A 25,473-nucleotide genomic window follows, 5' to 3' on the forward strand; every position below is an offset into this window, starting at 1 on the left:
CTTAGGCAGCGGTTTAGGTGGCGACTTTTCTGATACCGTGGAACTCGGTGCCACTCGACGGTAAGGCGTAAGTACCGTACCGATAATGCCGCAGTAGTGATCTGCAGCGCGCCCTTCTCGGGCGTCCTATCCTTCACGGCATAAGATCCCTACATAAAAAAGCCCAGCAGGGCTGGGCGAAGACGAGAGAGTCAAATCGAGATCACACTAAAAGCTTAACGCATAAAGGCGCCTGTGTAGGGCGGTAAAGTCAGCACTTGATCGTCCAAGCTAGCGCCCTGAAGCCCATGGCCGTCTAACATCGACAAAGTCGCCGGAATCGGGATTTGCGCCGCCTTATCCGTTAAGTTGAAAGCAACCCACAAAGACTGACGCTCATCAGCTTTGTGAAAGCGCTCAAACAACAAACAACCTTCAGGTGCGCTGGCGAAACGAATTTCGCCGCCAAGTAATAGCGGTTGATCTTTACGCCACGCCATGAAACCGCGATAAAAGTTCAACATTGAGTTGGCGTCAGCTTCTTGCACATCAACGGCCAACGCAGCGTGCGCGTCAGATACGGGCAACCAAGGTTTTACTTGGCTAAAGCCGGCATTTTTAACATCCGATTGCCAAGGCATTGGCGTTCTGCAGCCGTCGCGGCCTTTAAAATTTGGCCAAAAAGTTATGCCGTAGGGATCTTGTAAATCTTCATAGGCAATATCGGCCTCGGTTAAACCCAATTCCTCGCCTTGGTAATAACAAACGCTCCCACGCAGTGAGGCCACAAGGGCATGCAAGGTTTTTCCGAGCACAGGGTTGTAGCCACCACCCCAGCGGGACATAACGCGTACCACGTCGTGATTGGACAGCGACCAACAAGGCCATCCTTCACCGAGACTAGCCTCTAAATTTTCGACCGTATCGCGAATGTGCTTGGCGCACAGCTCTGGCACCAATAATTCAAAACTGTAAGCCATGTGTAGGCGTTCATTATTGGCGGTGTACTCGGCCATAGTCGCCAAGCTATCTTCCGATGAAATTTCACCGAGGGTCACCGCACCGGGGAAGCGGTCGATTAAACGACGCAGGCGCTGCAAAAACGCCAAGTTTTCCGGCTGCGTATTGTTGTAGTAATGGTATTGAAAGGCGTAGGGGTTATCTTCACTAAAGCCACGGCCCTGGCGCTGTTCTGGCGGCTTAGCGGGGTTGTCCCTTAACTGCGCGTCGTGAAAGCAAAAATTGATCGCATCTAAGCGCAGGCCATCAACACCGCGCTCTAGCCAAAACTCCACTTCCGACAGAATTTGATTCTGGACATCCGGATTGTGAAAATTTAAATCCGGCTGGCTTTTCAAAAAATTGTGCAGATAGTATTGGCCTCGGCGTGGCTCCCACTCCCAACCACAACCGCCAAAAATAGAAATCCAATTATTCGGCGCAGTGCCATCCGGCTTGGCGTCGGCCCACACATACCAATCCGATTTAGGATTGTCGCGGCTCGCTCGGCTCTCTTCAAACCAAGCGTGTTGATCGCTGGTGTGACTTAACACCTGATCAATCATCACTTTAATATTGCGCTCATGCGCCTGTGCTATGAGGGTGTCCAAATCATCTAACGAGCCAAACAAGGGGTCGACATCGCGGTAGTCGCTAATGTCATAGCCAAAGTCCTTCATTGGCGATTTAAAGAAGGGAGACACCCAGATGGCGTCGACACCTAAGCTCGCGATATAGTCGAGCTTGTTAATGATGCCGCGAATATCGCCCACACCATCGTCATTAGCATCCATAAGGCTTCTTGGGTACACCTGATAGATGACGGCCCCCCGCCACCAAGGGCTGTTAGCTTGCATTAAATTTGGCGCAGTTGACATGGCTACCTCAAATGACTGAATCCTTACCTGCTAACCTTATTGCAACCACAGCTATCAACCTGCAAGTCGCGGGTGAGATAGAACTGAAAGCCATCAAGATCGAGCAGGCAATTCATTATTGTTTTCGATAAATGCAACATACTGGAGCGAGCCAAAGCACAGCAAGTGACTACATACGTATGCATAGCAGACGAGCGTCCAACTAACGCGCCTAAGCCTATGAATACGTATGTATTATTGGTCAGATTCTAGGCGTGCACGGGGCTTATGGAATAACCTATGACGGTATTGTGATTGTTAGTCCTCTCGTTCTTTACCCCCGCCAAACGGCCCTAGCGCCGAGCGGCGGCGGGTCATTTTTTAGAACCCTAACCGGAGCCACCATGCACAACTCTTGCACTGCCTTGGCGTTAGCCATCAGCTTAGCAAGCCTTTCGGCCTGCTCACCTAATAACAACAGCGATAAGCAAGCAGAAGTCGAAATCACGCCGCCGAGGGTGATTGGTACCGAGGAGCCGTGGGCCAGCGAGGCGATCTATTTCGTGCTAACCGACCGCTTTGTGGATGGCGACAAGCACAATAACTTTGAACAACAAGGTACCGATATAGAGGCCGGCCAATGGCACAGCTTTAATCGGCACTTCGACGGCCCAGAGGGCCGCAGCGCCAATGTCGGCTATATGGGCGGTGATTTTAAGGGCCTGCTCAACAACGCCCAATACATTCGAGATATGGGCTTCACTGCCATTTGGATGACCCCCATTATCGACAACCCCGATGCCGCCTTTAACGGTGGCGACCCCGTGGGTTACGACACATGGGGCGACGGCGGCAAGACCGGCTTTCACGGCTACTGGGGCGTGAACTTCTACACCCTAGACGAACATTTACCCTCAGCCGATTTAGACTACCGCCAACTCAACACCGCGTTAAAACAAAATTTCGGTTTAAAAACAGTGCTGGATATCGTCGGCAATCATGGCTCGCCGTCTTACACGGCGCCAACCCAAATCAGTAACTTTGGTAAACTATTTGATAAAGACGGCAAGCTCATTGCCGACCACCAAAATCTTCATCCCAGCGAGCTCGACGACACTGAGCCTCTACACGCTTTGTACAACCGCAAACCCGACGTCGCTCAACTTTCTGATTTTAATGAGAACAATCCGGCGCTTGTGGACTACTTAGTGGGCTCTTACTTGCAATGGATTGATCAAGGCGCCGATGCCATACGCATTGATACCATCAAGCATGTACCGCATCACTTTTGGAAAACTGTGGCTGATCGCATTCGAGCCGAACACCCGGGTTACTTCCTATTTGGCGAATCGTGGAATTACGACGCCGAGTTCATTGCTCAGCACACCAAGCCGGAAAATGGCGGCGTTAGCGTTTTAGATTTCCCATTACAGAAAGCGATGTTCGCCATGTTTGGCCAAGCGCAAGCGCCCTATAGCGAAGCGCTCAGTGCGCTGCACCTAAACGACGACATCTACCACAACGTCTATGACCTAGTGACCTTTTACGACAATCACGACGTGCAGCGCCTAGATGCAACGGATAACGGCTTTATCGACGCCAATAATTTCTTATTCACGGTGCGCGGGATTCCGCAAGTTTATTATGGCTCGGAAATGGGTTTTGAGCGTGGTATGAAGGAGCATCAAGGCTCGCGCAACTACTTTGGCGAAAACCGTATTAATCAAGCGCAAAAGCACCCCATACACGAAGCGCTGAAACGCGTTGCACACTTGCGCAAAAATATTCCTGCACTTCAACGCGGTGTTCAGGTTAACATTGCTTTCGAAAAAAACACGGCCGCGTTTTTGCGGATTATTGAAATCGAAGATAAACATCAAACCGCGCTGGTGCTGTTAAACAAAGGCGATAGCGAGCACACCTTCTCGCTCAACGATTTAATCAGCAATGGCCAATGGCAAGCGCAAATTCAAGGCACAACTGAAACGGTAAACAACAATGGCCTCGAACTAAGCGTTCCCGCGCACGGCATTGAAGTTCTACTATTTGAGCAAGTCAACAACAGCCCCAAATTAATCGCTCAGCTCACCGAGCTGACAAACAATGATCGTGCGGCTAATACCGATCATTAACACTTTATGCACCGCTTAGGGTCACACTGTGACCCGCTTTTTTCAAATACAGTTAGTACAAATCATAAAAACAATTAGGTAATCCCTCATGAGCCAACCCAGTAAAAAGCAACCGATTTTGCCCTTTTGGCAAGTATGGAATGTCAGCTTCGGTTTTCTCGGCGTCCAATTCGGCTTCGCACTACAAAATGCCAACGTCAGCCGTGTGTTGTCGGATCTGGGTGCTGATCTACATTCTCTGTCGCTGTTTTGGCTAGCCGCACCCATCATGGGGTTACTGGTACAACCCATTGTCGGCGCCGCATCGGATAAAACATGGAACCGCTTCGGCCGCCGTCGCCCTTATATTTTAGGCGGCGCGATTGCTGCCGCGGCCGGCATGCTACTGATGCCAAACGCGCCGCTGTTTGTGGCCTTCCTAGCGCCGATGATCTTCGGTGGCATGATGCTGGCACTGATGGACGGCGCCTTCAACGTCACCATGCAACCGTTTCGCGCTTTGGTTGCCGATATGGTGCCCAGTGAACAGCGCACCCTCGGCTATTCCATTCAATCGCTTTTAATAAACATTGGTGCAGTATTCGGTTCAATACTACCGTTTCTATTGACCAATGTTATCGGTTTAGAAAATTCAGCCGCCGTCGGCCAGGTTGCTCCATCGGTTACCTGGGCATTCTATCTCGGCGCGACGATTTTATTCGGCACCGTTTTGTGGACAGTGCTGCGCACCAAAGAGTATCCACCGGAAGAATACAACGCCTACAAGGGCCTGGATGCAGACACCCTAGCCAAAGCCAACATTCCAAAGCCCATGACTAAAAAGTTAGCGGAATTTTGGCAGCTATTTATCAATATGCCGAAAACGATGCGTCAGCTAGCGCTCGTGCAATTCTTCAGTTGGTTTGCACTTTTCATCATGTGGGTTTACACCACGCCAGCCATCACTCAATACGTATGGGGCATTGAGGCAAAATGGTTTGACCCAACTTACTTACACTCACTCGAAAGTATTCCCACCGATATTGCCGCCGCCAAGGGCGCTGCCGGTGACTGGGTAGGCATTTTGTTTGCTGGCTACTCTTTATTTGCTGCGATTTTTTCGGTGCTGCTCACGAAGTTGTCGATGACTTTCGGACGCAAGCCGGTTTACGCCGTCTCTCTGCTTGCTGGCGGTTTAGGGTATATCAGTTTTCTATTGTTTCAAAATCCCGAGCTTACCCACGTTAACTTGCTGATTACCGAAGTGGACGTACCAAAGGGCGCTGTTGGTTTATTGTTACCTATGATTGGTGTGGGCATGGCCTGGGCGGCAATTCTTGCCATGCCCTACGCGATCTTATCAGACACCCTACCGGCAGATAAAACCGGCGTATACATGGGTATCTTCAACTTCACCATCGCCGCACCGCAAATCATTTCGGGCCTCTTTGCAGGCTGGATACTGCACAATGTATTCGCCAATGAAGCCATCTATATATTGATGCTGGCCGGTGGCGCCATGATTGCCGGTGCTGTTTCGGTTGTGTTCGTAAAAGAAGATAACCAATAACGTCGCAATAAACTGCGGTTATCGGTAAGGGGCCTTTAAGGCCCCTTACTTTTGCCCGCAATAAATGAATACCATTGAACATTCATGCCTTTACATCAGCAGGTATAGTGGCGTGCGCGTAGACACAACAATGATTGGTTAGTCATACATCAACACCTCGCAGGAAAATGTCACACGAAAAAAAAGCCGCGACACCAAAGTGCCGCGGCATTTTTTTAGCGCTTAGGCGGATGTCCGCCTTCTGCGCTGTTAGCTGTTAGCTGTTAGCTGTTAGCTGTTAGCTGTTAAAAAGTATAATTAACACCAAGATAATACTGGCGACCGAAGTAGGAAATCGTCCCCGTGGCACTTTCTGTTCCAAAATACCCGATATTAGGCTCATCGGTTAAATTGTTAATTGAGAATATTAAGTCCACCCCTGAATCGAAGCCATAACTAGCCTGATAATCCCACACAGTAGAAGCCGCTCGCATAGTGGAATTAACTGTCTCACCTACAACTTCATCGAGCCGTTCACTTTGATAAACGCCTGACAAACGCGTTTCAAAGCTATCGTAGGTGTAAAACAACATCAGGTTTCCAGAATGCGGCGACAATCCAGCAAAACGGGTTTTATAGCCAGGGATATCGTTAAACGGATTAGAGGTGACCATTTCACTCTCAACATAGGCATAACCGGCGTTGAAACCGAGACCATCAAATGGGGCCGGCAACATATCAAACGCATAAGTCATAGCCAATTCCGCGCCACGTATATACCCGCCTTCGCCGTTATTAACAGAGACTTCATAGTCACCTCTCACGACGGGTATTTCCCTCGGTAGTTCACCCGGTGTCTCTATCAAAAATGTATCAGGCCTTGGTACACCAGCGGCAAGATAATCTTCCACAAAGAAATCAATTAAGCGAATCTTTTGCACTTGATTAATAACATCTTTATTGTAGATGGCCACTGTCACAGCACCGTTACCATCTTCAAAGTAATGCTCATAAGACAGATCTATTTGATTCGCTTCAAATGGACGCAGATAAGGGTTTTTAGTTTGCTGTAGATCGTAGCGAGCAATACCTGACTGGGTACCAGTTTCAGACACAGAACCTGTTTTCACAAATGCCAAATCGCCAATCGGCACGCGCGAAATAACTTTTGCCGCACTAAAACGCAAATTGTCGTTCTCTGTAAGCGCGTAATTTAGATTTAACGACGGTAACGTTTTACGGTATTTTTCACCTTCGCGCTGAACGGAGATATCAACGCCGTAATCCAAGTTACTTGCTCCGGTTTCATCTAACACAACATCACTAGGCTGCAACGGATCCTCAGTTAATTCTAGCGGTATATAACCAACCGAATACTGCTCGGTTTCCACTACCCGAACGCCTAAGTTACCAGTGAGACCTTTGCCACCTATCTCAGTATCTATATTCACCATGAAATAGACAGACCTAACGTCTTCTTCCACGTCGGCGCGTTCCTGCATAGACCATTGACGATTTTCCCCCCAGCGCGCCTTAGGAGTTATATCTCGAGGATTTCCATCATTATCTAATACTTGTCCTGCAGCTACTGCCCGAGCAAAAATTGCGTCCGAATCTATTGCTAAATAATTTGGAAAGTGACTAAACTCTCCCTGCCATGACACTATCTCAGCATCGGACGGCAATATTTCAAGTGAATAATCATTGGCGTATTCACCATCACCATTACCACCATAATAAAATACCTGCCGAGAGTTATTGTAACGTCGTTTCGAAACCCGAACACCGGCCTCCAGACTACTAACCATACCCCAATCAAGTTCTAACTTGCCATCTAACTTGAGCGCATCAGATGTATCATCACTCAGATGCGGATAAATTTCATAGCTGGTCAAACGCAAGCTAGTTGGATCGGTGTAATCTTTGTTTAATGCAACATTGGGTATAGTAAGCCCGTTATTTTTCCATACGAGCATTTGGTCGCCGTTACGTACCCAGTCAACACCGCCATTTCCGTTATCAACTGCATCGTACAGGTGTGAACGAGAGATCCCATCTTTTTCATAAGCTTCAGATTCTGCATGCGCATAGTCTAGCGCTATCGACCAAGTATCACCGCGCCACTCAAAATTAAGGCCGCCGGACAACACTTCTGAAGACTCCGAAGAATCATCATTTATAACTTGGAAATTTAATCGTGCAGGCGCTAATGGATCGGTTGCTGCCACGCCGCCGGTAATAATTTCACCATCGGCGGATAAGTTATCCAACTGGCCGTCGCGTAGTGTGTTAATACGGAAACCAGTTGCATAGCTTTCTGTGTCGAATTTGGAATAAAACAGATCTCCCCTAGCGGTGAAATTCTCACTAGGTTCGAACACCAAAGTGCTCATGTAGCCGTCACGGGTATCTACACCACCGTTTTGCTGGAACTCAAAGCCCTCACTGATTCGATAATCTCCGACTTTCGAATAACTCAAGCCGATAGATTCCATCGCCGCATTGGCCTGCTTAAGATGTGCATAACCTACGGCCACACCCAACGTATCGTCCATGAACTTGCCCATATAGGAAAGCGTCAGGCGATTACCAAAGGCATCGGCATTTTCAACATCTGCGGCGCGATCATTGTAGCTGCCGCGCAGGCTGACAAAGGCTTGATGCACTTTGTCATTTTCAAGCGGATTAGCCGCACGCATATCTACCGTGCCAGCCACACCACCTTCAATGAGCGATGCTTTAGGTGATTTGTAAACCACAACATTCGACAATAGTTCAGATGGATACTGGCTAAAATCTACCTCACGGGTACCACGAGTATCGGTCGTGACCTGCTCCCTACCGTTCATAGTAGAAAACACAAATCCGGCGCCCATACCACGTAATTGAATACGTCCTGCTTGGCCACCCGTTCGATCAAACGTTACGCCGGGCAATCGGGCTAGCGAATCGGCGATAGACATATCTGGCAAACCGCCCATGTCCGAAGCGGAGATCGCCTCCACCACTGTGTCGGCATCGCGTTTAATATCAAGGGCATTTTGGATAGACCGGCGAATGCCAACCACTTCAATTTCTTCCAAACTTTCGATGGCTTCTTCATTTTCCGACTGCGCAAAGGCATAACTACCACCGGCCAACAGTACCGCGCTGATTAAAAAGCTCAGCGGCTTTTTATGAAATGTTCTCATGGGTGTCTCCTAACAGAGTGTCAAAGCACCTGAATAAAATTGTGTGGGCTGACCAGTGGGCCAGCCCGTCCGGCGCTTAGGGCGCGACTGTAATAGTCATTAATGGATCGCCGAAATTGGCATCCAATGTGAAACGCAGGGTGGCATCGGCGCCGATTTGCAACGTGGAGTTGCTTTGTCCACCGCCCGGAATAAATGGCGTAGGTTGGTACAATTTCACCGAGCCATTAGCCGTGCGATCGACTGTGTTCCAATCAGCGCTGGCCACCTTCCATTCGTACCCGCCAGCCGCGAGCGCGATATCCACTTGATAAACATTGGGTGCTATCTCGCTCATGGCATCATCTTCACTCCAGCCGTTCATGGAACCGCGGACAAAAACACCCACACCAAAGCGCGCCTCTGGTATTAAGTGCAAGGTGGGCTTAGCGGCGTCGCGCGTATCGAGGGTAAAGATATAAGTTCCGGCAGCCGCTGGCGTCACGCTTAGGTTGCCGGGGTTACTGGTCGCCTCTATTACCAAACTTCCTGCCACAGCAACAACACTGCCCGCATCGCCGGCACCAATGTTGGGTGCACTCCAACTGCTGTCTGCAATTTTAAAACCATAGCTCTGGGCAGCGAGCGCAAGGTTTACGCGATACAGTCCCTTACCCACGTACACCATTTCATCTACGTCGCCCCATCCGTTCATGTCGCCTTTTAAGAAAATGGCATTGTCATAAACATCGGCTTTGGTAATGGTCAGCGTTGGTGCCGACGGATTGGTGGCCACCACGGTAAAGCGATACTCACCGCTGACCGCAGGGGTAAAGCTGAAGTTGTCGTTAGAATTAGCCATGGCTTCTTCCACGCCCAAACTTACCGCGCGTTCAGCATCGCTGATTGCACCAAAGTTCACCGTAGACCAATCGCTAGACGCAAATTTGAAGTTGTAACTACTACCGCCAGTTAAGGTGGCAAACACCGTGAATGAACCATCGCCATTATAAATAAACGGATCATCGGTAGACCAACCGTTCATATCGCCGCGCAAATAGGGCGTTGCGGTAAATGGATTTTCGATGGCTCCCGCCGCAGGTACTGTCGCATCTGCTGCCAAGCCCACACCTTGAGATGCACCTTGCTGCTTAACAAAGACCGCTGTGGTGTATGCCGGTACGGTAAAGATGCCATAGGTCACATTGGTGCCATCCTCATCGCGCACCTCTTCGCTGACGCTCGCATCGCGCACGATGGCATCAGCGCTCGCCGCTTGCACGGGATGTAAACTGAAACCGTTAGCGGTGCGCACGGCAATGGATGTTGCGCTGGCATTACCATTGAAAACAACCATGACCGCATCGGCTGTAGCATCGAGATCCTCAAGACCCGTGCCGTCATCCAAGCTCATGGCGATCACGCCTTTGATCTGTTGACTACCGGTGTTATGGAAACCAACGCGGGCGCTAACTTCACTAGCCGTTGCCAAGCTAAACAACGGTGATCCCTGAGCGATACGTAAAAACTCGTTAAACACATCACTGGCTAGTTGAATATCGGATGGCAGCGGTTTTGTGTTGATATTATTGAACTGACTTTGAATCCACGTTTCGCTGCTATCGCCGCGGTCCAATGGCATACCCACGGCCCAATTGTTGTTGTTCTGCGTGAAGTCGACGGCGTTGTACCAGTCACCGGCATCGTAGGTGTTGCGATCCATGGACTTAGACCGCAGCAGATCGGAGCCCATGTGAAAGAACGGCACGCCCTGGCTCAACATATTCATAGACAGGGTTAAATTTTGAATGCGCGTGCGATCAGCTGCACTCATATCTACGGCAACCGCGCCTTCTTTTTGAATCATGTCCCACAAGGTTTCGTTATCGTGTTTCGATACATAGTTGACGCTTTCTTGCGGGTCATCCGTGTAGGCACCCAGCGTATCGGCCGTGACTTTTTCACTGGCCGCGTTATACAGCTGGTAAGCTTTTAAGTTACCGGCTAAACCGATTCGGATGCGATCTACGTTTTCACCTTTGATCAATGCAAGGAAACGCATAGGGTCGCGCATGCGATCATTGAACGTACCGACACCAGTACCAGCCATATTGAATTGTTCGGCGCGCTCGAAAATTGCGTCGTCAGCCGAGCTGCCACCCATGTTCCAGCCTTCACCGTAGAAGTAAGTATCTGGATTAAATTCACGCACGGCGGCCAAGGTATCTACCACTAGGGCTTTGGGTAAGAAGGTCATCAGATCAAAACGAAAATCGTTGTAACCGTAATGCTTCGCCCAATGCACCACACTATCCTTAACGAACTTTCCAAACATGGCATTTTCTGGCGCGGTATCGTTACAACAAGAAACCGTTTCAATCGCACCGCTCACAGGATCGCGACGGTAATAATAACCGGGCACCAATTTGTCAAAGGTAGACGAGGCATAAACTAAACCCGCACCGCTGGTGTGGTTGTAGACAACATCCATCACCGTGCGCAAACCCATCGCGTTGAGCGCTTGATTCATCGCGCGCAGCTCTTTGATGCGTGCAATGCCGTCGGCATCAGACGCGTAAGAACCTTCCGGCACATTGAATAGCACGGGATCGTAACCCCAGTTAAAGCCATCGTAGCCGCGCAATTCCTCCACTAAATTTTTGGCATCGTTACTAGTGGGTTCATAGCTTTGCAGCACGGAAAGCAAGGTCGCACTGTCAGATTCCACACCACACACTGGCGCAGTGGGTGCAACGGAGCACAACTTAGCTACGGTATCGGTGACTTCGACACGCGCCGCCTCCACTTCATCAATGGTACCGATATCAGCCGTTGGTAGCGTATGAAAATGGGTCAGGCCCGAGGCTTGTAATTCAGCCAAGTGCTGCATCGGAACAGAACCCGATTCGGTAAACGCTAAATACTTGCTGCGATTTGCCGCGCTAGTAGACATATCCAAAATGGAAAAGTCGCGCACATGGCCTTCATAAATAACAGCGTCTTCGGGTTTAACCAGCGCCGGAACTGCAACGCTATTCCAACCCGCCGGCTGAGTATCGGCATCGTCTAAATTGACAAATTGCGAATAATGCGCACGCTCGGCAGAGCCCACAGAATAGGGGTCGGTAGATTCCACATTGGCAACCACATCGTTTTCGCGATCATAAACGCTGGCAGCGAAGCGGTAAAAACGACGATCTAAACGCGCTTCAGTATCGCTGTAAGACCAAATGCCGGTTGCGGCATCCAAGGTCATGTCCACGGTATCTAATAAACGCTTGGGCGACGCATCGTTAAACACTTTCAAGCGAACCTTGTGCGCCGTTGGCGCCCACACAGATACTGTTATGTTGCCATCGGCGTACACCGCGCCTAACTCAGCCTCGTCAGCATCGTTATCCCCTTGGGTATACAACGCATCAAGCAGACGCGCCGCTTGAACTTCTGTGCCCACCAAATTGCCAGCGGCATCGGTTCCAGTTACCCAGATCTGGCCTTTAGTCGCCGACTTAATTTGCGCGTCGGTTAATCCACTGACAGCAAAAGCAGCCCAGTTTGCGAGATGTGGCACGCGAGCGATTTGCTCTGCGGTAAGCACCGTTGGCGTTAACACGGCTGTCAGAGTGCTGTTAATAATATTGCCGTCGGCATCCTGATCCAATCCGCCCATGTCAGCTGCGAATAACGCGTCGCCAGTACCGTTGGTGTTCCATACCAGCGTGGCACTATCAATCCAATGAGCAGCAGCATTGCGCATCGCGCGCGCCGGTGGTTCGGCAGCTTCACATACGTCGTTAATACAAATAGGTAAACCTTGGCTCACCCGTGCGCTGCCCATGTCGTCGGCCGCAATCACAAATGCCATGCGGGCAAATTTGGTTGCGCCGTCTAGCGCTAAAACATAATCACTGGTTTGGTTGTCGCCAGCGTTATTGTGCACAATCCAATTGCCACAGGTGGACGCGCTCTGAATATTTAATACCCAGTAGGCACCGTAAATGGGGTCAACACCAGAACCATTAACCGAAGGACCATCGGGCCAGTTTGTTGGCGCTGTGTCGGTGGCTGTTACCTGTGGTGCCCAACCACCCGTGCAACCGGCATTCCATAAATGGAGTACCCAATCGCCGTAAGTCTGATCAATATGTTGGCGATTAAAATAGATGACTGCCTCGTCCGCCGCTGGAAAATACACTGGATCCGGCCCAGCAAATGGCGCATCGATACACATAGCACCATCGGCGTCGGGCACTTGGCCGTCAGGACAGGTAAGCGGCCTATCCACGCACATAGTGCCGGCTTCATTAGGAATTTGATTGTTCGAACAGGTTAGTAAGTCGCCTTGATCGCCAGACACATCCGTTTTACACCCAGCTAACGCCAGAAGCACAACAGTAAGTGTCGACAATCCCAGCAAGCGGCGGGATTGAGACATGATTTTCTCCGTGTTTTGTTATCTTTTTTATTTAGGAGCACTCGCTGCCAAGCACAGCAACAAGTCGAGGTGCTAACACTTTTTTAAACACAACTCCCACATGTCATCGATAGTAGGTTCGCGCACGAGCGTGCCGCAATGGCCTGCATACGTATGTATTGCTTGCATACGTATGCATCCAAGCTTTTACACAACAAAAACTGAGTTTCGCTGGATGAAGCGCGACGCCGTAGCTAAAAATATCAACCGATCACTGAAAGAATATTTTTAACCGCGATAAAAAAAGGCCGCCGAAGCGACCTTTAATCTCATGAATACGGCCGTTATTGCACTTCAATAATGCCCTCTTCAATTTTCGCCTGCCAAAATTTAGGCCCAGTTTGATGCACCGATTCACCTTTCGAATCCACTGCGACCGTGACCGGCATATCTTTTACATCAAACTCGTAAATTGCCTCCATGCCAAGCTCGGGAAAGCCCAGTACTTTTGACGATTTAATGGCTTGCGACACCAAGTAAGCAGCGCCGCCTACGGCCATTAAATACACAGCCTTGTTGTCGCGAATAGCATCAATGGCGATGGGGCCACGCTCGGCTTTGCCGATCATGCCTAACAAACCTGTTTGCTCAAGCATAGTGCGAGTGAACTTATCCATACGCGTGGCCGTGGTTGGGCCGGCAGGACCTACAGCTTCGTCGCGCACAGGATCAACTGGACCCACATAATAAATAAAGCGGCCTTGCATGGAGACAGGTAATGGCTCGTCTTTAGCTAACAAGTCCACCATTTTTTTATGTGCGGCGTCGCGGCCGGTTAACATTTTTCCAGACAACAAAACCGTTTCGCCGGGCTGCCAACTTTGCACGTCTTCTTTGGTTACCGTATTTAAATCAACGCGCCTTACGCTATCGCCTACCTCCCAGGTTATTTCAGGCCAGTCTTCTAACGACGGTGGTGTTTGCAGCGCTGGGCCCGAGCCATCCAAGACAAAATGTGCATGACGCGTGGCCGCGCAGTTGGGAATGATTGCAATAGGTTTGTTGGCCGCGTGAGTTGGACAGTCTTTTACTTTTACATCGAGCACTGTGGTTAAACCACCTAAACCTTGGGCACCAATCCCTAGGCGATTTACTTTTTCGAATAATTCCAAGCGCAATTCTTCACTGCGATTGCTCGCACCTTTGGCTTGTAGCTCGTGAATATCAATTGGGTCTAGCAGTGATTCTTTGGCCATTTGCATAGCTTTGTCCGCCGTACCGCCAATGCCGATACCGAGCATGCCCGGCGGGCACCAACCCGCACCCATTTGCGGCACCACGTTAAGCACCCAATCCACCACAGAGTCTGACGGATTGAGCATGGCAAATTTTGTTTTCGCTTCACTGCCGCCGCCTTTCGCCGCCACGTGCACATCAACGGTATTACCGGGCACAATTTTGTAAGTGATCATCGCGGGTGTGTTGTCGCCGGTATTTTTTCGGGCGCCATCGGGATCGGCTAAGACAGAGGCACGCAACACATTGTCCGGCAGTTTATAGGCGCGACGCACACCTTCGTTAATCATATCCTCTAGGCCCATATCACCCTGCCACTGTACATCCATACCGACAGTAACAAACACGGAGACGATGCCGGTGTCTTGGCAAATGGGGCGTTTGCCCATGGCACACATGCGAGAATTGATTAAGATCTGCGCCATAGCGTCTTTTGCCGCCTTACTTTGCTCGCGCAGGTAGGCCTGATGCACTGCCTCGATAAAATCTTTGGGGTGGTAGTAAGAGATAAATTGCAACGCATCGGCAACGCTTTCAATCAAATCATCCTGGCGAATCACGGTCATGATCTTGGTCTCGTCATTGGGCTGGGTAGTAACCCGCAATTCTACACCAAGCAGCGGAGCTGGATAAAACTTAGCGCGCATTAAAACGTACGCCAAACCACAAAATACAGGAGAAGCTTTGCGCATATCCCCTAAAAAATCCGCATTTAGTGCCTTAGACACTTTTCAATCACTAAATATAGGGCTAGACTCGCTTTAGCGTTTAACGAGAATAATTCCATGAAAAACGTGTTTCTAACGCTTTCGCACGAGGCGTTAGAAGTTAAGCCGTCACAAAGGCCTAATCCAATGACCTTTGGTTTTGCGCCTTAATGGCGCCCAGTACAAACCAGACGTCAACCGCCTCCGACTTTGCCTCGGCCGTCACCGCCTCCCCCGAAACATCGTCACACACCAACCACCAAGCTATCTGGAGTAAATCATGGCAACAGCGCTAGCGCCCTGCCCTTATTGCCACAGCCCACAATTACATTTTGTGCACCACTTAGTGACCCACGCCGTTTGCTGCCAACAATGCGGCGCGTGCGGGCCAAGCCAACGCCAAGCCGATGAGGCGGCAGCGCAATGGAACTTAGTCGCTAAAAGCCTGCAACAGGTTGATGCACTGCGTAATAGAGGTCGCGAATTAGCGATGATGGGCTAGGTATAAGCAAAAAAAAGCCCTCGAATGAGGGCTTTGAATTATTTCGGTTGCAGGTTATTGACCTTATCCTGCAACTGGCGAAGATCTCGGTTAATCGAGAGGCGATAAACGTCTATCGCCTTCACCGCCTCTTCATTGACTTTAATCCGGTTCGATAAATCATTGCGCAAGGTGCCAAACTGTTTTTCGAGGCCCGCCAACTTATCCATCTGTGACTGAATTCGGCTCACCTGCTCATCAACCGTCGCCTGTGCGGCCAAAAACTTACCATCCACACTACCCAGTTGCTTTTTAACATCGGCTAGCAAGCTGGCATTAGACTTATCCAACTTTTTAGACAGCGCCTCAATGGCGTTTTTGTTTTCTTCGATATTCTTGCGGTTGGTATCGTATGCCACGCCCCAGAGTTTGCGAATTTCGGAATCGGCCCAAACCAGCTTGGCTTTAAAGGCCGCCGATGATTCCATAGCCTCGCCTTCGGTCATGGTCAATTTACCTTCGAGCTCTGCGATACGGGCATCTAACATACTGCGCAAATGTACATTCTGCGCGTCCAACTGTTGCGCCTGCCAAGCAACAAAGCCACTGCCGCCGAGGGCTGCGATCGCAACGATCAAGGCAAATAGCGTCAACCCTGAACCGGATTTATCTTGGGCTTGCGCCGCGCGAATCGCCGGGCTTGGCCGAGGTGGCGCAGATGCGGCAGAGGAACTGGCTGGCCGCGTAGGCCTCGTGGGCCGCGCGTCTCTCTCTGGAGCCTCGGCGTGGTTACCTAGTGTAGGTTCTTTGCGTTCGGTCATAGTGTTCGACAGTCTTTTAGCTGCCTGCCTCTTTATAAAAACAAGCTGACGTTATATCAGGAATAAGCACTACACAAAAGAATGCCGGGCAAAACCCGGCATCTTTCACACAAGATTGTGATTAGCTTACGCGAAGTTAGCGTTCACAAACTCCCAATTCACCAACGACCAGAAGGCGTTCATGTAAGTAGGACGCGCATTGCGGTAATCGATGTAATAGGCATGCTCCCACAAATCCACAGTCAGCAAGGGTGTTACGCCTGCGTCGGTGAGTGGTGTTGCCGCATTGCTGGTGTTTACAATTGCCAAAGAGCCATCGGCCTTTTTTACCAACCAGGTCCAAGAGGAACCGAAGTTGTTGATAGCTGAGGTTGTGAAGGCCTCTTTGAACTTATCGAAGGAACCAAAAGCGCTATCGATTGCGGCAGCTACTTTGCCCGAAGCTGCACCGCCACCCTTGGGGCTCAAGCAGTTCCAGTAAAAGGTATGGTTCCAAATTTGCGCAGCATTGTTAAAAACGCCACCAGAAGACGCCTTAACGATCTCCTCTAAGGTTTTACCTTCAAACTCGGTACCAGGGATCAAGCCATTCAGCTTATCCACATAAGTTTTATGATGCTTGCCATAATGGAACTCTAAGGTTTCTTTAGAGATGTGTGGCGCAAGGGCATCCATTGCGTAGGGAAGCGCGGGCAGTTCAATAGCCATGTTTATCCACCTTAAATATCTTGCTTAGCTTGCGGGTTAACGGAGTAATCTCCGGTAGAAAGCTTGCTTTGGCCTATAACTCTACAAATGCAGTGCTATATGACCATCCGAACCTAACAATGTCGGAATCGGCGGCTATTTTACGGCTTGCGCGCCTAAATAAGAAGGGTTAGACGCAGGATAAACACGATAGTCTCGGCAAAACAGCCTGCGGCAGCAACGCGGCGATCGAACAATAACCAATAGCACAGGGAAATAGGATACCCTCACGTAATTGGTAAAAAAACTGGATAAACACACTCGAGCAAACGTTAAAATCGAGGATTGCAGCAAAATTGTCCCACATCGAGGACAATCCATCATGCCCCTGTCAATAGCCACAGGGGCACCAATTGCTCGCCTTATCTCGCGCTAAACTCAGCTGAACGGGTTTGCCGCCCGGCACTCAGCCCAGCCCGTATACTGCCCGATTATCCAAAACCACTCACAAGAGGTCTTTATGAAGCCCACCTTTAAACGACTCGCCAGTGCCAGCCTAGGCCTAGTGTTGGCCATGTCAGCACAGCTTGCGCTCGCCAACGAAGACGAAAAAGCAGAAACGCTGTTTGAAACTGTTTTTAACGAAGGCCTAGATCGCAGCCCTGTGTTTCAAACCTACCTAGGCATGAAAACCAACTATGATCAATGGGACGACCTCTCACCCAAATTCGAAAAAGAAGGCTTTGCGCTCACCAAACAACAGCTCGCACGCCTGCAAGCTATCGATAGCAGTAAGCTCTCACCCGACAATGCACTCAGCTATCGCCTGCTCGAAGAACAGCTAAAACAAGACATTGCCTTTGAGCAATGGCGCTTACATAACTACCCCGTCAACCAAATGTTTGGCACCCACTCGATGGTGCCGTCGTTTCTGATCAACCAACACCGCGTTGATAACGTTAGCGATGCAGAGGCCTATATCGGTCGCCTCAATGGCGTGCCCAAAATGATGAAGCAGTTGATCGCCAATCTAGAAGAGCGAGCCAAAGCCGGCATCATAGCCCCTAAATTTGTTTTCCCTTACGTCATCAGCGATAGCGAAAACATTATTAAAGGCGCGCCCTTTGATAAAACTGAAGACAGCCCCCTGATGGCCGATTTCCGTAAAAAAGTTAATGCCCTCGATATAGATGAGAAAGAAAAAAACCAGCTCATTAGCAAGGGCGAAAAAGCGCTGAAACAAAGCCTGAAGCCCGCCTACACTGGGCTTGTTAGCTTCCTGAAAAAGCTCGAGAAAAAAGCTGACGCCCGCGACGGCGCATGGAAATTTCCCAAGGGCGATAGTTTTTACAATGCGTCACTGGCAAAAACCACCACAACCGATCTCACCGCCGAGCAGATTCACGACATTGGCCTGAAGGAAGTTGCACGCATTCACGACGAAATGCGCGCAATTATGAAGCAGGTTAAATTTGAAGGCAGCCTGCAAGATTTCTTTGTCTTCATGCGCGACGACGACCAATTCTATTACCCAACCACCGATGAAGGTAAGCAGCGTTATTTAAATGAAGCGACGGCGTTGATCAACAACATGAAAAGCCGCTTAGATGAGCTTTTCATCACTAAGCCAAAAGCCGATCTAGACGTGAAAGCGGTTGAAGCCTTCCGAGAAAAATCAGCAGGCAAAGCCTTTTACCAGCGTCCAGCACCGAATGGCGCGCGCCCTGGGATTTACTACGCCAACCTCTACGACATGAAATCTATGCCGACCTACCAAATGGAGGCACTGGCTTATCACGAAGGTATTCCCGGTCACCACATGCAACTGGCCATTGCCACCGAGCTGGAAAATGTTCCCAAATTCAGAAAGTTCGGTCACTACACCGCCTACTCTGAAGGTTGGGGTTTGTACACCGAGTACCTACCGAAAGAAATGGGCCTCTATGCCGATCCCTATTCCGACTTCGGCCGTTTAGCCATGGAGTTGTGGCGCGCCTGTCGCCTCGTGGTGGACACGGGGATTCACAACAAAAAGTGGACTCGCGAGCAAGCCATCGACTACCTCGTCACCAACACGCCCAATGCCAAAGCTGACAGCGTCAAGGCCATTGAACGCTATATCGTTATGCCCTCTCAGGCCACAGCCTACAAAATTGGCATGATCAAAATTTTAGAGCTGCGCGAGAAGGCCAAAGCCGAGATGGGCGAAAAGTTCGATATTCGTCAATATCACGATCTCGTTCTCACCTCCGGCCCAGTACCATTGAACGTGCTGGAAGAAAGGGTCAACCAATGGATTGCACAAAGTAAATCCTAATTCACCCGAGATATTTCGCGACACCAAACGCCGAGCCTAGCTCGGCGTTTTTCATTTCTGGCTGCTATGCTGAATACATCGGCAGACACACCTAAAAACACTATGACTACCGGCCATAAACCTCCTGTTAGCGAGTTAGCGCGCTTTCGAGCACAGCGCTTGACGCAGGTCTATTGGATCACGCTTGTCGGCCTCGGTGTTGCCATTATCGCCAACTGGAAAATTTCTGCGGACCTAACCACTGTGTTAATTCTTTCGCTGGCAGAAATCCTACTGATTTGGGGCCTGAGAGACCTCAAAAATAACAAGGTAGATCAAGCTGCGTCCATCTTACTTTGGACCCTATCCCTCAGTTTAACCGGCTCAATAGTGATTAATTCAGGGCTTCGCGATCCCGCCCTGCTAGCCTACCCAGCCATCCTCATTTTCGCGGCGTTATTTGGCAATACCCGACTTTTCATCTCACTCTTTAGCTTTCTCATTTTCAGCATCATCTTTGTTGGCGCGACAGATATTTATCAATGGAAAGAATTTAAGCAATTTACAATCAACTGGACCAATATTACCGATGCACTCATTATCCTCATCGTTATCGGTTTTACTGTCAGATTTCAAGCGCTTGACTTGCGCAACGCACTAAAAAGATTGGAGCGCGAAAACGAAAAATTTCGAGTATCCGAAGCCAAAGCTTCCTACCTTGCCCAATACGACAGCCTCACCGGGCTGCCCAACCGCGCCCTGTGTGAAAACCGATTTGCTTTAGCCCTGCATACTCAGCAAAGGCGCGGTGGGCTCTGCGCGTTACTGTTTATCGACCTCGACAATTTTAAGACCATCAACGACTCGCTCGGCCATTCTATCGGCGACGCCGTGTTAAAAACGATTGCCGATCGAATCACCGACAGCATTCGCGCATCAGATACGGCTTGCAGATTCGGTGGCGATGAATTCATCGTCATACTCACTGATTTACAGGACGCAACTCAGGCCGAGCGCATTAGCACCAAGCTGTTAAGAACGCTTTCCAAACCCCTACAGCTTGAGCAGCATTTTATCGATACATCGGCCTCGATCGGCATCGTATTGGCGCCTCAGGACGGCGATAGTTTTGATGCCTATTGTAAAAACGCCGACATTGCCATGTACCAAGCCAAGGCAGACGGTAAAAACTTGTGCCGTTTTTTCAACGATCAAATGAATACCTTAAGTAAAGAGCGGTTTGAATTAATCACTGGCTTGCGCTCTGCCATTAAACGCCGAGAATTTAGATTGCATTATCAACCAAAAATTTCGTTAGCGTCAGGTAAGTGGATAGGTGCCGAGGCACTATTGCGCTGGCAGCACCCGGAAAAGGGCTTACTTGCACCCGGCATTTTTATGGATCTTGCCGAGGAGACAGGCTTAATCATCGACATCGGCAAATGGGTATTGCAAGAAGCTTGTACTCAGTGCCGCATTTGGCACGATCAAGGTTTCGATTCACTCGACATCGCCGTCAATCTATCATCTGTGCAGTTCAGTCGAGGTAATTTGGAGCGCGAGGTTAAGAAAGCGCTTAGAAAATCTGGTCTAGATGGCCACTATCTCGAATTAGAATTAACCGAAAGTCTATTGCTGGGGGATGCTGAGAACGTGCGTACTCAAGTCGATAAACTGCGCGCACACGGTATTAGCTTTTCCATCGACGACTTTGGCACTGGGTATTCGAACTTAAGCTACCTGAGTAAGTTTGACATTGAGTCACTGAAAATCGATCAATCTTTCGTGCGTAAAATACTCAATTCTGAACAAGATTTAAATATCACCATCGCCATTATCAATTTCGCTAAAAGCTTGGGTTTAACAACCGTTGCCGAAGGCATAGAGGACGCTAAAATCATGGCAAAATTGAAGGCGCTAGGCTGCGACTTAGGCCAAGGCTACTATTGGTCCAAGCCTCTGGATGCCGAAGCCTTCACGCAACAGCTGCAACAAAACCTAAGCAAATGCTCAGCCGATACATCAACCTCCGGCGCGACGGAAAGTAACCACTAAATCAATCCTGCAAAAATATTCCAGTAGACGGAAAATAAGTAATTCGAGCCACCCTAGCGCCCCCGCTTCGGTACTCCCAGCAACGCCGAGGATTAGCGCCCGCGGCACAGCTGGCATTATTGCCCAACATGGCCCAGCCGCTGTCGGTCCCATTGCGTGACACTATTTCAGCGGGTGCGGTGCGCAAAAACAAAAAGAACAAACGGGTGTAGGCGGCATTTCTGTTTTGCGGCACCGTGGGTACGTGATTAGAATTTAGTGTGGTGCGAATCTGACCGGCGTTAAATCGAACCGGGATGCCGTCAACCATGACGGTTCGATTGCCAGCCACTCCGTCGCCGGGCGAACCCTGCACCCGATATTGCGCCATCACTTGCTGCTGCCCCGAGCGCAGCGCACCCAGCACAGCCGCCACCTGCGCCAACTGCGCCTCTTCAGATAAATTAACGAACCGAGGAACAGCGAGAGCCGCAATCACACCCAAGATGACCACCACGGCCACCAATTCAACCAAGGTAAAACCACGCTGCAAAAAACGTTGCTTCGGCAAACTCGCCACTCCGCATTAACATTGCCTCGTATTCTAGGTTATTCTGCCAATAGAATACCAACAGTAGGCAACAGATTACGCCACTGTCGAGCCGGTCACCTTACGGCGTATCACTATTGAACCTAACGAGAATTGAGCTTACCTATGTCTCACCCACGCAGGCTGATTGTCGGCATTACCGGCGCCTCTGGCGTAATTTACGGCGCCCGCTTACTCGAATTACTCAAAGCCACCGATGTTGAATCGCACCTGGTGATGAGTAAAGCCGCCGAATTGACACTGCATTACGAAACCGATATTAAGCCCGATGACGTGAAAGCGCTGGCGAATGTGGTACACGCACAGAAGAATATCGGCGCTACTATTGCCAGCGGCAGCTATAAAACCGAAGGCATGATTGTGGCGCCCTGCTCGATCAAAACCATGGGCGAGATAGCCACTGGCATCACTTCTGGTTTACTCGCGCGCGCCGCCGATGTGGTGTTGAAAGAGCGCCGTAAATTGGTGCTAATGGTGCGCGAAACGCCCTTTCATACCGGGCATCTACGCACCATGACGGCGCTGTCGGAAATGGGCGCCATCATCGCCCCTCCCTTGCCGGCGTTTTACGCCAAGCCCACGTCCCTCGAGCAAATGATTGATCACAGTTTGGCCAGGGTGCTGGATCTGTTTGATATCGAAGTTTCCGGCCTGGTGCGCTGGCACGGCGGCCAACTCGAGACGGAATAAGCCCATTTTATGAGCAGATCTGGTTAACAATGGGAACGGGTTGGACAAGGGCACAACAACCGCAAATTAAAGGTACAATACCGACCCTACTCATCCGCCTAAACGGCGGCGCATCAGCCATCGAGACAATCGAGATACAACTATGAGCAAGTCACCCGAGCCTTTGGCCTTCGACACCTTGGCCTTTCGCAATGCGCTCGGCGCCTTTCCTACCGGTGTGACCATCATTACCACGCGCGATAAGCAGGGCAACCCCGTGGGCATGACCGCCAGCAGCTTCAACAGTGTCTCCCTCGACCCACCACTGGTTCTGTGGAGTATCGCGAAAACCGCAAATTGCTTCGATGTCTTTGCCGAAACCGATCATTTTGCCATTCATGTGCTAAACGAAAATCAGCAGGCTTTATCCGATTTATTCGGCCGCCCCAGCCCAGAGGACAAATTCGCCCAACTACCGATTAGCTCAGGCCTGCTCGATAGTCCAAAGCTCGACGAGTGCATGGCCTGTTATGAATGTCAGCTGGAGCACAAATACGAGGGTGGCGATCACATCATTATGGTCGGCCGCGTACTCAGTTTTGATCTCAGAGACGGTAAGCCGCTGATATTCCACGCCGGCCAGTACCGCCAGTTAGCGACATAAATACCGCGCGATCATTCATTAGCGTTCAACCCACCAAACATAAAAAAGCCGCTGCGATAGCAGCGGCTTTTTTATGCTGTTTAGCCGTTATTGCGCGGTTAGCGAGTAAGTCATCGACTGATCATTCACTCTCACCTTATAAGTACCAATTACGTTGGTGAAAATATCAGCACCCGTCTGCTCGAGTACAAAATCCGCATTGTTATCGCCATAGTTCTGGCTCCAGTCGCCTTTAACATCAAACTTAAAGCGCTGATTACTTTGCCCGTCGAAATTTACTGAGAGCTCCCAAGTATTGTTTGCCACCAATGTCATGGCACTCGTAGACCAACTATTGGGCGTACCTCGGAAAGATAAGGTTGGTAGAACACTGGTGTAACAGGTCGTGCACTGACCCACTTTAACCAAGCTGTAAGCCAAGGTTTTGTCGTTAACGGTGAGTTTATAGTCACCGACGCCGGCGTTATAAATGTCTGCACCGGTGCGTTCCAAGATGCCATCGCTGTTGGTGTCGCCGTAGTTCTCACTCCAATCGCCGTAAACATCAAGTTTTAAACGCTGAGTGCTGCCACCACTGAGCGTCATAGTCGTCTCCCAGGTATTGTTGGCAACTAATGTCATGGCCTTCGTTGCCCAGCCATTAAACGTACCGCGCACATTCAGTTGCGGAAATACTTTCGCCAATGGGCAATTGGTTGTACAGCCGGTTCCCTTTGCGCCACCATGAATGGCGGCAGCCGAATTACCAGCAACATTAAAGGTCGCCATGCCATTAGACGCCACCGTAATCATCGCGCCACTGCATTCAGCAGCACCGGCTAACACATTGCAGTAAGTACCCGCTGGCATGCCGGTTTGCAAGGTCTGCTGCAACGCGCCCGATTCATTATTGATAACCACAAAACCCTTATCGCCGCGGCCAAAAGCAATTTGGTTGTTGCCGTTATCCCACCAATTATTCACACTCCAAGCACCCACGGTGAAATTGCGGAAGCCCACCATGTTGGCAATATTTGTCCAGCGATGCTGACACACCCACTGGCTGTTATCACAATTGGTATTACCCGCTGGTGGGCCGGCATCCGTGTCGGTAAATTGGTAGCCCGACATCACTTTCGGATAGCCGTAGGGAAAGGCGAGCATATAGACGTTGGCTAAATTATATTTAGCACCATCTTTGTAGGTTAAATTACCGCCACCACCATGACCGCGCTCACGATCGTGGTTATCGATAAACACCACAGCCTTATCCGATGGCAACAAACCCCAGGACGTGCCTAAGTTTTTTAAATTTTTAATTTGGCCATTAAAATTTCCCGCCACGGCAGTGCCGTAACCAAACTCGGTAACCGGCGCGATGTATGTGTATTGCGTGGGTTGTACCGCCTCACCCGAGGCGCCAATTACCTCCAAGAATGACCAGGGTCTATTGGCCTTCGCCATCACGGTATCCAGCTCACTTGGACGAATATGTTTAGCGGCATCGATTCGGAAACCATCAACGCCCATGGCGGTTAACTTTTTCAAATAGTTGGCCGCGTAATCTTGCGAATAACTGCGCCCAGTGTGTAAATCCGGCATGCCATACAAACCACAATCCCAGACGTTATTGGCATCACCATAATTGGAAATGGTGCAATCATTGTGGAAATCTTGACTGCTCAAATCGGGATAGTTGCGCGGGCTCCAGCTGTCGCCACCGGACGCGATGTTGCCGTGACCTTGATAGGCTGCCCAGTTATTCATCACCACATCAGCATAGATTTTTACGCCAGCGGCATGACAGCGATTAATCATGCTTTGTAATTCCGCTTCGGTACCGCTGCGGCTGGTTAAATTGGTAAATGACACAGGTTGGTAGCGAGTCCACCAGAAGGGGCCTGCGGTATGTTCGTGCGGCGGGGAAATTTGAACAGCATCGAAACCTTTGGGGCCAAGGTTTACCTCGCACTCCGTGGCTATGTCATTCCATTTCCATTCAAATAAATGTACGAAGGCGGTACCGGCGCTAGCCGACAAGGAGGCGCAACCCAACGCAAGGCCGAGCGACGCCGCCGTGAGACAACGTTTGCTTAATTTCATGTTCTTTACCCTGTGATTATGTTTATTTTTTAGGGTACTTGGCTCTC

The 25,473-nt window shown here is 50.0% G+C and carries 15 protein-coding genes; 7 read left to right on the forward strand and 8 right to left on the reverse strand.

The genetic code is table 11. From position 1 onward, the window contains the following. Nucleotides 1-215: 215 nt before the first annotated feature. Nucleotides 216-1,856 (reverse strand): alpha-amylase family glycosyl hydrolase, encoded by a 1,641-nt coding sequence (locus ACGHTT_RS15440; RefSeq protein WP_390591795.1) that lies wholly within the window; start codon nt 1,854-1,856, stop codon nt 216-218. A 383-nt stretch (nt 1,857-2,239) separates the two neighbouring features. Here ACGHTT_RS15440 and ACGHTT_RS15445 point away from each other — a divergent pair, with 383 nt between their 5' ends. Continuing rightward, nucleotides 2,240-3,967, forward strand: a complete 1,728-nt coding sequence (locus ACGHTT_RS15445; protein ID WP_390591796.1) for an alpha-amylase family glycosyl hydrolase — start codon at nt 2,240-2,242, stop codon at nt 3,965-3,967. An 88-nt stretch (nt 3,968-4,055) separates the two neighbouring features. Further along, a complete protein-coding gene (locus ACGHTT_RS15450) occupies nt 4,056-5,516 on the forward strand; it encodes an MFS transporter (RefSeq protein WP_390591797.1) in 1,461 nt (486 codons plus the stop codon). A 284-nt stretch (nt 5,517-5,800) separates the two neighbouring features. On the opposite strand, the gene ACGHTT_RS15455 is transcribed toward ACGHTT_RS15450, so the two are convergent. From ACGHTT_RS15455 to ACGHTT_RS15465, 3 genes are all read right to left on the reverse strand, one after another. Continuing rightward, nucleotides 5,801-8,686, reverse strand: coding sequence for a TonB-dependent receptor (locus ACGHTT_RS15455; protein WP_390591799.1), 2,886 nt, complete (start codon nt 8,684-8,686; stop codon nt 5,801-5,803). Between the two features lie 76 nt (nt 8,687-8,762). Next, nucleotides 8,763-13,100: an alpha-1,6-glucosidase domain-containing protein gene (locus ACGHTT_RS15460; protein ID WP_390591801.1), complete on the reverse strand. Its 4,338-nt coding sequence runs from the start codon at nt 13,098-13,100 to the stop codon at nt 8,763-8,765. A gap of 323 nt (nt 13,101-13,423) precedes the next feature. Continuing rightward, nucleotides 13,424-14,944 carry a fumarate hydratase gene (locus ACGHTT_RS15465; RefSeq protein WP_390595067.1) on the reverse strand — a complete coding sequence of 507 codons (1,521 nt, stop codon included), beginning with the start codon at nt 14,942-14,944 and terminating at the stop codon, nt 13,424-13,426. A gap of 418 nt (nt 14,945-15,362) precedes the next feature. Between ACGHTT_RS15465 and ACGHTT_RS15470 the strand changes: the two genes are divergently transcribed. Continuing rightward, complete coding sequence (locus tag ACGHTT_RS15470) at nt 15,363-15,584, forward strand: Lar family restriction alleviation protein (RefSeq protein WP_390591802.1); 222 nt, start codon at nt 15,363-15,365, stop codon at nt 15,582-15,584. Between the two features lie 38 nt (nt 15,585-15,622). Here the strand turns inward: ACGHTT_RS15470 and ACGHTT_RS15475 are convergent, their stop codons facing one another. Both ACGHTT_RS15475 and ACGHTT_RS15480 read right to left on the reverse strand, forming a co-directional pair. Further along, nucleotides 15,623-16,384, reverse strand: a complete 762-nt coding sequence (locus tag ACGHTT_RS15475; protein WP_390591803.1) for a hypothetical protein — start codon at nt 16,382-16,384, stop codon at nt 15,623-15,625. Between the two features lie 126 nt (nt 16,385-16,510). Continuing rightward, nucleotides 16,511-17,092, reverse strand: coding sequence for a superoxide dismutase (locus ACGHTT_RS15480; protein WP_390591804.1), 582 nt, complete (start codon nt 17,090-17,092; stop codon nt 16,511-16,513). A 499-nt stretch (nt 17,093-17,591) separates the two neighbouring features. Here ACGHTT_RS15480 and ACGHTT_RS15485 point away from each other — a divergent pair, with 499 nt between their 5' ends. Together ACGHTT_RS15485 and ACGHTT_RS15490 are read left to right on the forward strand one after the other, a co-directional pair. Further along, nucleotides 17,592-19,388, forward strand: coding sequence for a DUF885 domain-containing protein (locus tag ACGHTT_RS15485; protein ID WP_390591805.1), 1,797 nt, complete (start codon nt 17,592-17,594; stop codon nt 19,386-19,388). Nucleotides 19,389-19,490: 102 nt separating this feature from the next. Next, complete coding sequence (locus tag ACGHTT_RS15490; protein WP_390591806.1) at nt 19,491-21,422, forward strand: putative bifunctional diguanylate cyclase/phosphodiesterase; 1,932 nt, start codon at nt 19,491-19,493, stop codon at nt 21,420-21,422. 1 nt (nt 21,423) lies between these two features. Here ACGHTT_RS15490 and ACGHTT_RS15495 read toward each other — a convergent pair whose 3' ends face one another. After that, complete coding sequence (locus ACGHTT_RS15495; protein ID WP_390591808.1) at nt 21,424-21,972, reverse strand: type IV pilin protein; 549 nt, start codon at nt 21,970-21,972, stop codon at nt 21,424-21,426. A gap of 144 nt (nt 21,973-22,116) precedes the next feature. On the opposite strand from ACGHTT_RS15495, the gene ACGHTT_RS15500 reads away from it, so the two are divergent. Together ACGHTT_RS15500 and ACGHTT_RS15505 are read left to right on the forward strand one after the other, a co-directional pair. After that, nucleotides 22,117-22,701, forward strand: coding sequence for a UbiX family flavin prenyltransferase (locus ACGHTT_RS15500; RefSeq protein WP_390591809.1), 585 nt, complete (start codon nt 22,117-22,119; stop codon nt 22,699-22,701). 142 nt (nt 22,702-22,843) lie between these two features. After that, a complete protein-coding gene (locus ACGHTT_RS15505) occupies nt 22,844-23,344 on the forward strand; it encodes a flavin reductase family protein (protein ID WP_390591810.1) in 501 nt (166 codons plus the stop codon). Between the two features lie 87 nt (nt 23,345-23,431). On the opposite strand, the gene ACGHTT_RS15510 is transcribed toward ACGHTT_RS15505, so the two are convergent. Further along, a complete protein-coding gene (locus tag ACGHTT_RS15510) occupies nt 23,432-25,426 on the reverse strand; it encodes an alpha amylase C-terminal domain-containing protein (protein WP_390591811.1) in 1,995 nt (664 codons plus the stop codon). Nucleotides 25,427-25,473 lie beyond the last annotated feature (47 nt).

It is taken from the genome of Simiduia litorea (assembly GCF_042853465.1).
In the GTDB taxonomy this organism is placed as follows: domain Bacteria; phylum Pseudomonadota; class Gammaproteobacteria; order Pseudomonadales; family Cellvibrionaceae; genus Simiduia; species Simiduia litorea.

Excerpts from the sequence above, each read along its gene's own strand:
- ACGHTT_RS15445 (WP_390591796.1), top strand. The coding sequence starts at position 2,240 with ATGCACAACTCTTGCACTGCCTTGGCGTTAGCCATCAGCTTAGCAAGC.
- ACGHTT_RS15500 (WP_390591809.1), top strand. The coding sequence starts at position 22,117 with ATGTCTCACCCACGCAGGCTGATTGTCGGCATTACCGGCGCCTCTGGC.
- ACGHTT_RS15470 (WP_390591802.1), top strand. The coding sequence starts at position 15,363 with ATGGCAACAGCGCTAGCGCCCTGCCCTTATTGCCACAGCCCACAATTA.
- ACGHTT_RS15485 (WP_390591805.1), top strand. The coding sequence starts at position 17,592 with ATGAAGCCCACCTTTAAACGACTCGCCAGTGCCAGCCTAGGCCTAGTG.
- ACGHTT_RS15480 (WP_390591804.1), bottom strand. The coding sequence starts at position 17,092 with ATGGCTATTGAACTGCCCGCGCTTCCCTACGCAATGGATGCCCTTGCG.
- ACGHTT_RS15475 (WP_390591803.1), bottom strand. The coding sequence starts at position 16,384 with ATGACCGAACGCAAAGAACCTACACTAGGTAACCACGCCGAGGCTCCA.
- ACGHTT_RS15455 (WP_390591799.1), bottom strand. The coding sequence starts at position 8,686 with ATGAGAACATTTCATAAAAAGCCGCTGAGCTTTTTAATCAGCGCGGTA.
- ACGHTT_RS15490 (WP_390591806.1), top strand. The coding sequence starts at position 19,491 with ATGACTACCGGCCATAAACCTCCTGTTAGCGAGTTAGCGCGCTTTCGA.
- ACGHTT_RS15450 (WP_390591797.1), top strand. The coding sequence starts at position 4,056 with ATGAGCCAACCCAGTAAAAAGCAACCGATTTTGCCCTTTTGGCAAGTA.
- ACGHTT_RS15460 (WP_390591801.1), bottom strand. The coding sequence starts at position 13,100 with ATGTCTCAATCCCGCCGCTTGCTGGGATTGTCGACACTTACTGTTGTG.
- ACGHTT_RS15505 (WP_390591810.1), top strand. The coding sequence starts at position 22,844 with ATGAGCAAGTCACCCGAGCCTTTGGCCTTCGACACCTTGGCCTTTCGC.
- ACGHTT_RS15440 (WP_390591795.1), bottom strand. The coding sequence starts at position 1,856 with ATGTCAACTGCGCCAAATTTAATGCAAGCTAACAGCCCTTGGTGGCGG.
- ACGHTT_RS15510 (WP_390591811.1), bottom strand. The coding sequence starts at position 25,426 with ATGAAATTAAGCAAACGTTGTCTCACGGCGGCGTCGCTCGGCCTTGCG.